This window comes from Shewanella sp. HL-SH5, from assembly GCF_051163755.1.
GTDB classification, from domain to species: Bacteria; Pseudomonadota; Gammaproteobacteria; order Enterobacterales; family Shewanellaceae; genus Shewanella; species Shewanella glacialimarina.
Window position 1 is genome coordinate 1,284,841 of sequence record NZ_CP195038.1, and the last position, 12,801, is coordinate 1,297,641.

At 39.9% G+C, this 12,801-nt stretch carries 12 protein-coding genes; 11 read left to right on the forward strand and 1 reads right to left on the reverse strand.

What is annotated here, in order from left to right:
- Positions 1–9 precede the first annotated feature (9 nt).
- The 3 genes from ACRWQM_RS05555 to ACRWQM_RS05565 are packed head-to-tail and all read left to right on the forward strand — an operon-like array spanning position 10 to position 2,283.
- On the forward strand, positions 10–414 hold the full coding sequence (locus ACRWQM_RS05555; protein ID WP_226414450.1) for an ExbD/TolR family protein: 405 nt from the start codon (positions 10–12) through the stop codon (positions 412–414).
- Between the two features lies 1 nt (position 415).
- Positions 416–1,036, forward strand: coding sequence for an energy transducer TonB (locus ACRWQM_RS05560; protein WP_434926664.1), 621 nt, complete (start codon positions 416–418; stop codon positions 1,034–1,036).
- The gene (locus tag ACRWQM_RS05565) at positions 1,036–2,283 is read left to right on the forward strand and encodes a tetratricopeptide repeat protein (RefSeq protein ID WP_434931516.1); all 1,248 of its coding nucleotides are present in this window, start codon (positions 1,036–1,038) and stop codon (positions 2,281–2,283) included. The genes ACRWQM_RS05560 and ACRWQM_RS05565 overlap by 1 nt, the downstream gene beginning before the upstream one ends.
- Positions 2,284–2,353: 70 nt before the next feature.
- On the opposite strand, the gene ACRWQM_RS05570 is transcribed toward ACRWQM_RS05565, so the two are convergent.
- On the reverse strand, positions 2,354–2,863 hold the full coding sequence (locus tag ACRWQM_RS05570; protein ID WP_226414458.1) for a diguanylate cyclase domain-containing protein: 510 nt from the start codon (positions 2,861–2,863) through the stop codon (positions 2,354–2,356).
- 74 nt (positions 2,864–2,937) lie between these two features.
- On the opposite strand from ACRWQM_RS05570, the gene ACRWQM_RS05575 reads away from it, so the two are divergent.
- The 8 genes from ACRWQM_RS05575 to ACRWQM_RS05610 all read left to right on the forward strand — a co-directional run bounded on the left by ACRWQM_RS05575 (position 2,938) and on the right by ACRWQM_RS05610 (position 12,679).
- Positions 2,938–4,776, forward strand: a complete 1,839-nt coding sequence (locus ACRWQM_RS05575; protein ID WP_434931517.1) for a DUF885 domain-containing protein — start codon at positions 2,938–2,940, stop codon at positions 4,774–4,776.
- 76 nt (positions 4,777–4,852) lie between these two features.
- The gene (locus ACRWQM_RS05580; protein WP_235089149.1) at positions 4,853–5,131 is read left to right on the forward strand and encodes a peptidylprolyl isomerase; all 279 of its coding nucleotides are present in this window, start codon (positions 4,853–4,855) and stop codon (positions 5,129–5,131) included.
- A gap of 84 nt (positions 5,132–5,215) precedes the next feature.
- Positions 5,216–5,746, forward strand: a complete 531-nt coding sequence (locus ACRWQM_RS05585; RefSeq protein ID WP_434931518.1) for a GNAT family N-acetyltransferase — start codon at positions 5,216–5,218, stop codon at positions 5,744–5,746.
- Between the two features lie 176 nt (positions 5,747–5,922).
- A complete protein-coding gene (locus ACRWQM_RS05590; protein ID WP_226414467.1) occupies positions 5,923–6,156 on the forward strand; it encodes a FeoA family protein in 234 nt (77 codons plus the stop codon).
- Complete coding sequence (gene feoB, locus ACRWQM_RS05595; protein ID WP_434931519.1) at positions 6,153–8,462, forward strand: Fe(2+) transporter permease subunit FeoB; 2,310 nt, start codon at positions 6,153–6,155, stop codon at positions 8,460–8,462. The genes ACRWQM_RS05590 and feoB overlap by 4 nt, the downstream gene beginning before the upstream one ends.
- A 154-nt stretch (positions 8,463–8,616) precedes the next feature.
- The gene (gene glnS / locus ACRWQM_RS05600) at positions 8,617–10,287 is read left to right on the forward strand and encodes a glutamine--tRNA ligase (protein ID WP_434931520.1); all 1,671 of its coding nucleotides are present in this window, start codon (positions 8,617–8,619) and stop codon (positions 10,285–10,287) included.
- 68 nt (positions 10,288–10,355) lie between these two features.
- The gene (locus ACRWQM_RS05605; RefSeq protein ID WP_434931521.1) at positions 10,356–11,495 is read left to right on the forward strand and encodes a 4-phosphoerythronate dehydrogenase; all 1,140 of its coding nucleotides are present in this window, start codon (positions 10,356–10,358) and stop codon (positions 11,493–11,495) included.
- 167 nt (positions 11,496–11,662) lie between these two features.
- Positions 11,663–12,679 carry an aspartate-semialdehyde dehydrogenase gene (locus ACRWQM_RS05610; RefSeq protein WP_434926657.1) on the forward strand — a complete coding sequence of 339 codons (1,017 nt, stop codon included), beginning with the start codon at positions 11,663–11,665 and terminating at the stop codon, positions 12,677–12,679.
- Positions 12,680–12,801 lie beyond the last annotated feature (122 nt).

The window sequence follows — 12,801 nt, forward strand, 5'->3', positions numbered from 1 at the left end:
AGATTGAACATGGCACGTAAGAAGCATTCCAGTATAGACGAGGAAGCGCAAATTGATATGACTCCGATGCTTGACATCGTATTTATCATGTTGATCTTCTTCATTGTAACAACATCATTTGTTAAGCCATCTGGCTTAGACTATAACAAGCCTAAAGCGTCACAGGCTACGTCTAAACCTTCGGCAAACATCTTTATTGGCATCAGTAAATCTGGCGTCATTATGATGGAAAATCGTCAGGTTGATATTGAACGTGTAACCGCTAACGTAGAACGTATGTTAGCTGAAGCACCGGAAGCGGCTGTACTAATTCAAGCAGATAAAGACACTACTCATGGTTTAGTAGTTAAAGTGCTTGATAACGTAAAAGCTGCTGGTATCGACAAAATTTCTGTATCAGCGGGGAATGACTAATATGCTAAGAGCACTCGTATCAATCATAATTGGTGCCGCAGTGACTTTTGGTCTGTTTGCCTTCATGGCATTCTTGGTCGGCGGCGGTGCACAGCGCAACGATGAGTCGACTGAGACCCCTGTTATTGAAATTACGATGGATAAGCAGGATTCGAAGGCACAGAAGAAACCAAGGGTAACTCCTAAGCCACCACCACCACCAGAGCAGCCACCTAAGCCGGATACTACTCCGCCAGATGCTGCAAACAATATTGACACTAATATGGCGTTCAATATGGGTGGAGTTGAAGCGGGTTCAGCATCAACAGGCTTTAAGCTTGGTAACATGATGACCCGTGATGGTGATGCTACACCGATTGTTCGTATCGAGCCTCAATATCCTATTGCTGCTGCTCGTGATGGTAAAGAGGGTTGGGTTCAACTTTCTTTTACAATCAATGAACTTGGTGGTGTAGATGACGTTACCGTTATCAAAGCAGAACCAAAACGCTTATTTGACCGCGAAGCAATTCGTGCTCTTAAGAAGTGGAAATATAAGCCTAAAATTGTTGATGGCAAAGCGCTTAAACAAACCGGTATGGCTGTACAACTTGATTTCACTTTAGAGAAAGGAGGTAGATAATGCGCAAAATTACGACTATTGCAACAGCACTACTTCTTTCTGTTTGTGGAAGTGCAATTTTGAGCAGTGCCGCAATTGCAGCTGAAAAGTGTGAGATTGACAAGCGTCAATCTCGTGCAGTCGGCGACAGTGCTGCTAAGAAAGTACAAAAGTCTTTCGAAGCATATACTGAAGGCAATTTAGACGCAGCAATCTCTATGCTATTAGAAGCTAATCCTAAAAACGATTTTGACAAAGCTTATGTCGATCGCATGTTAGGTAACTTTTATGCTGAGAAAGGTCAAATGCAAACGGCGATCAAGTACTTGAAGACTGCCGTTGAAGCTGACATTCTTGGTGGTACTGATCACGCTGCAACAATGCGTTTGTATGCTGATTTGCTACTACAAGAGAGAAAATTCAAGGAAGCTATTCCATATTATTACAAATGGATGGACTTTACCTGTAAGGCTGATTCTCAAATGTATCGCCGTGTAGGTATTGCACACACAGAGTTAAAAGAATGGAATAAAGTTCTTGAAGTTGCTGATAAAGGTTTAGCATTAGCAGAAGAGCCTGATAAAAACTTATATCAAATGAAATTGACCGCATACTTTAATCAGAAAAAGTATAAAGATGCAGTTAAAATTCTAGAAACTATGGTGCCTTTATTCCAAGACGATAAGCGTCTATGGGTTCAGTTAGCACAGTTTTATTTGATGACTGAAGATTATGATCGTTCTTTAGCAACTTATGACTTAGCTTATAAAGCTGGTTTCTTAGATACTGATGGAAACATCACTCGTTTAGCACAACTTTTAGCGCAAAAAGGTTCGCCTTATCAAGCTGCTAAAATTTATGAAAAACACTTGAAATCAGGGTTGATTCCAGAAAATCAGAAATCATTTAATGTTCTCGCTGGATTCTACCATAATGCTAAAGAGTTTAAGCTAGCCGCTAATTACTATGGTAAAGCAGCTGTCGCAGGTAATGATGGTGAATTATATTTAAAGCAAGGGCGTTTATTGTCCCTTGACCAAAATTATAAAGAAGCGATTGTTGCCCTTGAAAAAGCACTTGACTTGGGTATTGATAACCCAGGTGAAGCGCATTTCGAGCTAGCATTAGTGCATTTGACCTTGAAACAATATAAGTCAGCTTATAATCGTGCTGTTCAAGCATCGAAAGATAAAAAGACTGCTAGAAGTGCTAATAGTTACATTTCTTATATTAAAGAAAAAGCCCGTATTCATAACGTGGCCCTGTAGTTAATAGTCATTCTCTAGACATTAAAAAAGCCCCGCGAGGGGCTTTTTTATTATGTGTAGTTTGTATGAATTACTGTAAGTGGGTCAAAGCTTGATGACGCGAATGGTCTAGCGCTAATTCATTTGAAAGTGATTCTACTTTGACAAATAAGCCTTCAATATTTTTATCATTACTGGGCAGACATATTCCTCCTGCGAGTTTGTAATTAATACTGAAATTATGGTCTTTACCGTACTTGGTGAGAAATTGATTTATTTGCTCATCAATTCTTTGTAAAACGACTTTAGCGCCTTCCTCATCGACATTGAATAAGCCAAGGGCAAAATGATTTGTGTCTAATCTTGCGATGAGATCCGTTGCTCGTAAAAGTGCTTCTTGCACCTGATTAGTGAATAATTCCAGTAAATGAGGCTGTTTAACTGTTTCATGTATGTGTGGGCAAAGATACAATAACGCTAAGCTTTGTTTTTCTCGTTGATGGCGGTGCCATTCACGGTTAAACACTTCCATAAAGTATATTTGATTATAGACACCCGTTTCAGGATCTCTAAAGCTTGAATTGCGAAAAGAATAGGTCATTGAGGAACTCCATTGAATATTCTTACTTAATTATAGATATGTTTTTTGATTCATGTGTAAAAGGATTAATAAAAATGAAGAAAACCCTCCTAGCAGCCAGCATATCGTTATTGTTTGCGATCCAAGGTTGTAGCGATAATACGCCACAAGCATCTTTGGCTTCGACTGAAGCTGCAGCTCAATCAATTTCGCAATCAACTAAAGTATCTGCTGAACAGGCTTACTTAACTATGGTTGATAGCTTTTTTAAAGAGCAATTAAAACTTGAACCGATTTACGCAACCTTTGTTGGCGTGAATGAATACAATGATCAATTTGGTAAATCATTAACCGAGGAATATTTAAAGGCTCGTCATGATCTTAATGCCAAGTATTTTTCACAGGCTAAAGATATTGATGCGGATGCTTTACCTGCTGATTTGAAAATTAGCTACAGCATGTTTATTTATGATCGTGATATGGAATTGATGGCGGAAACTTATCCTGAGCATTTCTTGCCCATGAATCAGTTTTATAACACCGTTTTCACTATGGTTCAGTTAGGTGCAGGTGAAAGCGCACAACCTTTTAAAACGGTTGATGACTATCAAAACTGGCTTTCTCGTTTAGATGGGTTCGTTAATTGGCTACAGTTGGCCCAAGTGAGAATGGACGAGGGTATTAATAGCAAAGTGGTTCTACCTAAAGTATTGGTAGATAGAATGATCCCTCAACTAACTGCCCAGGTGGTCGCTAACCCTGAGGATAGTCTGTTTTATTCGCCCATAAAATTGATGCCTGATTCATTCACGGCCGAACAAAAGGCTGAACTGACACAGGAGTATAAATCTTTTATAAGCGTTAAATTAATTCCTGCATTGGCTACCCTGCGTGATTATGTTCAAGGTACTTATTTGGCTAACGCAAGGGCTTCTGACGGTTGGTGGGGATTACCTAATGGTAAAGTGTGGTATCAACATTTAGCGAATAGCCATACAACAACAAAAATGCCCGTTGATGAAATTCATCAGATTGGTTTATCTGAAGTGAAGCGTATTTTAGCTGAAATGGATAAGGTCAGAGAACAAGTTAAATTCGAAGGTGATTTAACGGCATTTTTTGCTTCTTTATCATCAGAGCCGCAATATTTCTTCACTGACAAGCAAGACTTGATCGATGGCTACATGGAATTAAAAGATACCATTAACCAAGTACTACCTAAATATTTTAATGTTATGCCTAAAGCTGATTATGTGGTGAAACCAGTAGAAAGTTTCCGTGAGCAATCTGCAGCAGGCGCATCATATGAATCACCCGCTGTTGACGGTTCTCGTCCCGGTGTTTTTTATATCAATACGTTTAATTTAAAAGCTCAGCCTAAATGGGGTATGACCACGTTATCGTTACACGAAGCAGCTCCTGGTCATCATTTTCAAATAGCGATTAAACAAGAGTTATCAGAGGTGCCTGAATTTCAACGTTTCCAGGGTTATACCGCTTTTGAAGAGGGTTGGGCACTCTATGCTGAATACTTAGGTATTGAGATGGGCTTGTTCACTGACCCGTATCAGTATTTTGGTAAGCTGTCTGATGAAATGTTGCGCGCTATGCGCTTAGTTGTTGATACCGGTCTTCACGCCAAAGGCTGGAGCCGCGAGCAAGCTATTCAATACATGAAAGATAATTCGCCAATGGCGGAGTCTGATATTGTTGCAGAGGTTGAGCGTTACATGGCCATTCCCGGCCAAGCCTTATCTTATAAGGTAGGCCAGTTAACAATTCTAAAACTACGCGCAGATGCTGAAAAGCAATTGGGTGATAAATTTGATATTAAAGGTTTCCATGATCAAATTCTCACTACAGGTTCATTACCTATGGCGGTAATGGAAAGAAAAGTGTCTGATTGGATTGATGCTGAATTAGCAAAACATTAATTTTCATGCGTGTGTCACACGTCTTATTTATGCTAAGGTGTGCGGCACATTTATTTCAAGCTAGGTAGGAGTTAGAATGGTACAAGCAACGGCAAGACATTTGTTAGTCAGTACTGAAGAGCAATGTAACGAATTAAAGCAACAAATTGAAAATGGAGCTGAATTTGCTGAAATAGCAAAATCTTACTCTTCATGCCCTTCAGGTTCTCAAGGCGGTGACTTAGGTTCTTTTGGTCCAGGCATGATGGTAAAAGAGTTTGATGAAGTCGTATTTAATGCGCCATTAAACCAAGTTCAAGGTCCAGTGAAAACTCAGTTTGGATATCATTTATTAGAAGTGACTAGCCGAGGTTAGTCTCTTTGTTAATAATGATGTTAAAGGCGACTAAGTGTCGCCTTTTTTGTCAGATTTTTTGTTGTTATTGTCGGTGAGAGTAATATGGATATAGCACTGTATAGCGATAGATTAGTGATTAGAAGTTTGCAATATCAAGACTGGGATAATTTTTTATCTATCAACCAAGATCCTCAAGTTAACCAGTATATTCGTGAACCTGCGACTGAAGTAGTGCTACTGGCAAAGTTTGAGTCAAGATTGTTGCCTTGGTCTATCGAAAGTGGTGACTGGCTCACGTTACTGATTGAAACCATTGATGGCGAGTTTGTTGGCTTAACGGGCTTTTATTGTCAGGACTTTTATTCAAAGCGTGTTGAGGTGGGTTACTTATTGTCTTCAAGCATGCAGGGTATGGGCTATGGAACAGAAAGCCTGCAAACTTTAGTTGACTGGGGCCGCTTGCAATTTGATATTCATAAGTATGTTGCTGTTTGTGCGCAAACGAATTTACCTTCAATTAAAGTATTACAAAAAGTAGGTTTTAGTTTAGAGGGCACTTTTTTGCAGCACACTTACTTAGCGGGGAAGTGGATAGATGATTACCAATTCGGCTTAGTATTAGCTCCACGATGAAGATGTTTCAAAATTCATAAAAAAACCCTTTTTTTACTAAGAGGTTTGTCACATAATACTAAATACAATTGAAAACAATTCTCGTTAACACTAAAAACTTTGATCTAGATAAAGTTTTAACTGCCTAACCTTCGCTAGAATTGTCTGGTCATCAATGATGTAAAAGGCGTACCTTAATGAAACTTAGCGAGCTAAGTCCCGGCGACAAGGCAATGATTTGTCAAATCGGCCATCTTTCTCTTCCGCAAACCGTAAAGCGTAAATTACTCTCAATGGGGATTACGCCTAATACTCATTTTAGTTTAGTACGTCGAGCGCCAATGGGTTCCGGTGTAGAACTTAATCTTCGAGGTAGCCACATTTGTATGCGTAAAGATTTAGCTGAAGTTATTGAGGTGGTTAAATCATGACTAAACAATTCCATTGCGTCACTGTAGGTAACCCTAACGCAGGTAAGTCTACGCTTTTTAACGCCCTAACCGGCTCAAATCAACAGGTGGGTAATTGGTCTGGTGTCACGGTTGAAAAGAAAACTGGCCAGTTTAGTCTTGCCGATACCGAGGTTTTTTTAACAGATTTACCCGGTATCTATGATTTATTACCCGCAGGTAACAGCTGTGACTGCTCGCTAGATGAGCAAATTGCTCAACAGTATTTAGCTGATCAAAAAGTTGACGCAATTATTAATCTGGTTGATGCCACTAACATTGAACGCCATTTGTACTTAACGGTACAGTTACGTGAACTTGGCATCCCTATGGTCGTTGTACTTAACAAAACTGATGCGGCTAAAAAACTTAAAATCGACATAGATATTGAACAAATGTCTGCAGCACTAGGCTGTCCAGTTATAGGTGTATGTTCTCGAGATTTGAACGATGTTGAACGCGTTAAGTCCGCTATATTATCGATTGTTGATAAAGAAATAGCAGAAAAACCACTTGAGCTTAATTATCACGCTTCAATTGAGCAAAGTGTTATTACATTGCAACAACAAAGTAATTTACATCATTTGCCTCAGTTAAGCCGAGGCCGTGCTTTAGCCATGTTAGGTAATGGCAACGGTTGTGGTAGCTGTGACAGCAGTCAACTTAAAGATATTGTTAGCGCTTGTACCAAAACCGCAGAACAAAGCGGTGAAGATATAGAAGTGATGGTAGCTACAACACGATACGATTTCGTTGAAAAAATCTTTAACGCTTCTGTTAATGTCGGCGAACATCTTAGTATGACAGATAGGTTAGACCGTTTTGTGCTGCACCCATTTTTAGGCATTCCGGTATTCTTGTTCGTCATGTATTTGATGTTTATGTTTAGTATCAATGTTGGCAGCTCTTTTATTGATTTTTTTGACATGACAGCCGGTGCCATTTTTGTCGATCATTTTGGTGCTATGTTAAGTTCAATTGGTTCTCCAGATTGGCTAGTGACAATTCTCGCCGGTGGTGTTGGTCAAGGTGTTCAAACCGTTGCGACTTTTATTCCGGTTATTGCAGCGCTATTTTTAGTCTTGTCTGTACTTGAGGCATCGGGCTATATGGCAAGAGCAGCATTTGTTGTTGACGGTTTAATGCGTCGAATTGGTTTACCCGGAAAAGCCTTTGTGCCAATGATAGTTGGTTTTGGTTGTTCTGTTCCTGCCATTATGGCGACACGTACGTTAGGCAGCGAGCGTGAGCGTATCGTAACCGGTATGATGGCTCCTTTTATGTCTTGCGGTGCCCGATTACCCGTTTACGCATTATTTGCAGCGGCTTTCTTCCCTGACTCGGGGCAAAATTTAGTCTTCATGCTTTATATTATTGGTATCTTTGCCGCAGTTGGTACAGGGCTGCTATTACGCCATACTGTACTTCCTGGAAGCAGCAGTGCGGTAGTGATGGAATTACCAAGCTATGAAATGCCAAGAGTTAAAGCGGTATTATCTCGTACTGTTAAACGCACCAAAAGCTTTATTCTTGGTGCGGGTAAAACCATTGTAATCGTAGTGACGCTGCTCAACTTTATTAATGCAATTGGTATTGATGGTAGTTTTGGTCATGAGGATAGCCAGGAGTCACTACTCAGTGTAGCCAGTCAACAAGTGACGCCTTTATTTTCTCCTATGGGTATTGAACAAGATAATTGGCCAGCAACTGTAGGTATCATTACTGGGATATTTGCTAAAGAGGCCGTGGTTGGCACCTTGAATAGTTTATATAGCACACCTAGCGCTGGTGATGAAGAGTTGGCATCGTTAGCTGATACATTCCATGCTGCATGGTTAACAATACCTGAGAACTTACTTGGTATCGCCCCTGATGATCCATTATCGATTGATGTTGGGAGCGTTGATAATATTGACACCGCAGCAGAAGAGTTAGCGGTTGATAAATCAACATTCAGCGCCTTACAATCTGGCTTTAGTGGACAAATTGCTGCTTTTTCATATCTATTATTTATTTTACTTTACACGCCATGTGTTGCGGCTATGGGCGCGTTAGTTAATGAGTTTGGTATTAAATGGGCGCGGTTTGCCGCATTATGGACATTTGCTTTAGCTTATGGAACAGCCACTGTTGTTTATCAAGGTGCCACATTCAGTGAACACCCTGTGCAATCAATGGCATGGATAAGTTTCTTTATGTTTGCATTGGTCATCTTCTATGTTTGGTTAAAGAAGAAAGGCCTCAAAGCTCAACAGATTATTCCCGGGATAAAAATTATTACTGGTTAAGCTAATTAATAGATGAATATTGAACAATAAACCCAGCTTTAGCTGGGTTTATTGTTTTTTTTACGCTTTTTGTAGTGCAATAGTTGTAACTGCTACAGTTCTGTAGGATCATCTTATTTTTAACAATATTGCCATGTGTGCCGAGAGGATTTTCATGAGTCAAGTGGACACCGAAGTACGTCCAAGTAACTTCATTCGTAATATCATTGACGAAGACCTAAAAAGTGGTAAGCACAATCAGGTGCACACTCGTTTTCCACCAGAGCCGAACGGCTTTTTACATATTGGTCATGCCAAGTCTATTTGCTTAAACTTTGGTATAGCTAAAGATTATCAAGGCCAGTGTAACTTACGTTTTGATGATACCAACCCTGAGAAAGAAGATATTAACTATGTTAAATCTATTCAGGAAGACGTGCGCTGGTTGGGATTTGAATGGTCTGGCGATATTCGTTATTCATCGAACTATTTTGACCAATTGCATCAATATGCGATTGAGTTAATCACAAAAGGGTTAGCTTACGTTTGTTTCTTAAACGGCGAGCAAACCCGTGAATATCGTGGCACCTTAAAAGAACCAGGTAAAAACAGCCCTCATCGTGATTCATCGGTTGAAGAAAACCTCGCATTATTTGAAAAAATGCGTAATGGTGAATTCAAAGAAGGTGAGTGTGCTCTGCGAGCTAAAATTGATATGGCTTCGCCATTTATGTGTATGCGCGATCCTATCATTTATCGTATTCGATTTGCACATCATCACCAAACAGGTGATAAATGGTGCATATATCCAATGTATGATTTTACCCATTGTATTTCTGATGCGCTCGAGAATATTACTCATTCAGTCTGTACATTAGAGTTTCAAGATAACCGTCGTTTATATGACTGGGTATTAGATCATTTAGATGATTTTCAAGCGCCAAATCGAACTCGTCAATATGAGTTTTCGCGCTTAAATCTTGAATATACCTTAATGTCTAAGCGAAAATTGAATGACTTAGTCACTCGTAAGCTTGTTGACGGTTGGGACGACCCGCGTATGCCTACTATTGCAGGTTTGCGTCGCAGAGGTTATACACCTGGTTCAATTCGTGAGTTTTGTCAGCGTATCGGTGTGACCAAACAAGATAACTTAATTGAAGTGGGTATGTTAGATGCTTGTATTCGTGAAGAGTTAAACGAACATGCACCGCGCGCCATGGCAGTACTTCGCCCAATTAAAGTTGTTATTGAAAATTATCCACATGCTGAGCCTGAAAGTATTCAAGCTGCGGCGCATCCTTCTAATGAAGCGATGGGCACCCGAGAGTTATTTTTTGGTCGAGATTTATTTATCGATGCTGAAGATTTTAAAGAAGAAGCTAATAAGCACTTTAAACGTTTAGTGTTAGGTAAAGAAGTGCGTTTACGTAATGCCTATGTGATTAAAGCAGAGCGCTGTGACAAAGATGCAGATGGCAACGTGACCACTATTTACTGCACTTACGACGATGAAACTTTAGGTAAAAACCCTGCTGATGGTCGCAAAGTAAAAGGCGTGATCCATTGGGTTGAAGCATCTTCTGCAAAACCTGCTGAGTTTCGTTTGTATGAACGTTTATTTACTGAAGCTAATCCTGCAACATTTGATACCGTGGATGAGGTGATTAATCCTAATTCATTGGTAGTATTAAATGGATTGGTCGAGCCGAGCCTGGTGAGTGCACCAGCTGAAAAAGCATATCAATTTGAGCGCGAAGGTTACTACTGTGCTGATAATAAAGACTCAAGTGCCGATCGCTTAGTATTTAACTTAACAGTACCGTTAAGAGATTCTTTCGCTTAACTCGTATTATTTTATAAAAGGCGCTATATGCGCCTTTTTTATTATTTTTCAACTATGTAGAAAAGCTGATGAAAATAATTGCTGATGAAAACATGCCTTTTGTTGAGGCATTATTTGCAGAACTTGGCCAAATAGAGTTCGTCAATGGTAGAACCCTAACTGCTGAGCAAGTCAACGATGCTGATGTGTTATTAGTGCGCTCTGTTACCAAGGTTAACCAGGCTTTGTTGCAGCATGCCCATAAATTGAAATTTGTTGGTAGTGCCACCATTGGCACTGATCACATTGATATCGAGTATTTAAATCAGCGTGGCATTATGTTTTCAAACGCCCCAGGCTGTAACGCCACTGCGGTGGGTGAATTCGTTTTTATTGCACTTTTAGAGCTAGCTAAAAGGTTACAAACCTCATTAAAAGGTAAAGTGGTAGGGATTGTTGGAGCCGGTAATACTGGCACCGCTGCTGCCAAGTGTTTGCAAGCATATGGCTTGCAAGTTTTGTTATGCGATCCGCTTAAGCAAGCAGAAGGCGATAGCCGTCATTTTATCTCCCTTGATGAGTTGCTTGAACGTGCAGATATTGTGTCTTTACATGTACCCATTACTAAAGTCGGCCCACATAAAACCTGGTATTTATTTGATGAGCAAAAGCTCAAGTCATTAAAACCAAACATCTGGTTAATAAATTGCTGTCGTGGTGAGGTGATTGATAATCGGGCATTAATAAAGATTAAACAAACGCGAACAGATTTAAAAGTGATTCTCGATGTATGGGAAGGTGAACCCAATCCAATGGCTGAACTGGTTCCTTTAGTTGAATTTGCTACCCCCCATGTTGCTGGATATAGCTTAGAAGGTAAGGCTAGGGGCACTTTTATATTATATCAACAGCTCTGCCAACACTTGAATATTGCCGTTAATCAATCATTGAATTACTTATTACCAGAATTTGAGTTTAGTCAGTTATTGAATATCACCAACTTAGATGAAACCAGCTTACTTAAAATGTGCCGTTTAGTATTTGATTTACGCGATGATGATGCGCTATTTAGAGAGCATTTTGATAGTGCTGCTGGATTTGACTTGCTGCGTAAGCAACATACCCACAGACGAGAGTTCAGTGCTTTAGCGGTTAAATATCCTGTGAGTGATGCAAATAGTGCAAGTATAGATTGCAGAAATACCTTGTCATCACTGGGTTTTTCTTAATAAAAGTCTCGTTTTTTTAGCCATTCGTTACCTATTTTGTCATAGGGTTAGTCAGTTGAGAAAAAATCAACCTAATCGAACCATTTTTAACTAATCAGGCCTAGTATAAGCGCAGTAAACTAGGTAGATTGTTAGTCCAATAAGATTATTAGGAGTCGAGCGTTTATATGTCTCAGGAATTTAATGTTGTCGTTTTAGGTGCATCGGGCGCAGTGGGTCAAACAATGATTGAGATCCTCGAAGAGCGTAATTTTCCGGTTGCTAAGTTATTTCCTTTAGCGAGTAGTCGCAGTGCCGGCGAAACCGTGAGTTTTCATGGTAAGCAGGTTGAAATTCTTGATGTAGAAAAATTCGACTGGACCCAAGCTCAAATTGGATTTTTCTCCGCGGGTGGAGATGTTTCTGCAAAGTGGGCACCAATAGCAGGTGAAGCCGGTTGTGTTGTTATCGATAATACCTCACATTTCAGATATGACATTGATGTACCATTAGTGATCCCTGAAGTGAATCCTGAGGCGATTGCTGATTTCCGTAACCGTAACATAATTGCTAATCCTAACTGTTCAACGATTCAGATGCTGGTTGCATTAAAGCCGATTTATGATGCTTTTGGTATTACGCGTATTAATGTGGCTACGTATCAATCGGTTTCTGGAACAGGTAAAAAAGCCATTGATGAGCTAGCGGGACAATGCACTAAACTACTGCAAGGTTTACCTTCAGAACCTAGCGTTTATCCCAAGCAGATAGCATTCAATGTGTTGCCACAAATTGATAAGTTCATGGAAAATGGCTACACCAAAGAAGAAATGAAAATGGTGTGGGAAACACAAAAAATATTTGGTGATGACGAAATCGTGGTTAATCCAACAGCGGTTCGTGTGCCGGTATTTTATGGTCATTCAGAAGCTATTCACCTTGAAACCCGTGAGCCTGTTGATGCTGAAGCTGTTAAAGCGGTACTTCGTGGCGCCCCAGGTGTGGTGATGTTTGAAAGTGATGATGAATACCCTACAGCGGTAACTGACTCAGCTGGTCATGATCCTGTTTTTGTTGGACGTATCAGAAAAGATATTTCTCATTCTCATGGTATAAATTTATGGGTAACGGCCGATAACATTCGTAAGGGTGCGGCCTTAAACAGTGTTCAAATTGCTGAGATTTTAATTCGCGATTATTACTAAATATCCGATGAGTTAAATTTATCTCAGGTAATTGAGTTATTTAGTCTAAAAAGCCCGCATTTTGTGGGCTTTTTTAGTTTTAGGCTTGCCGCTATAGTAGCAGGGCTGACAAACTTAGTTTA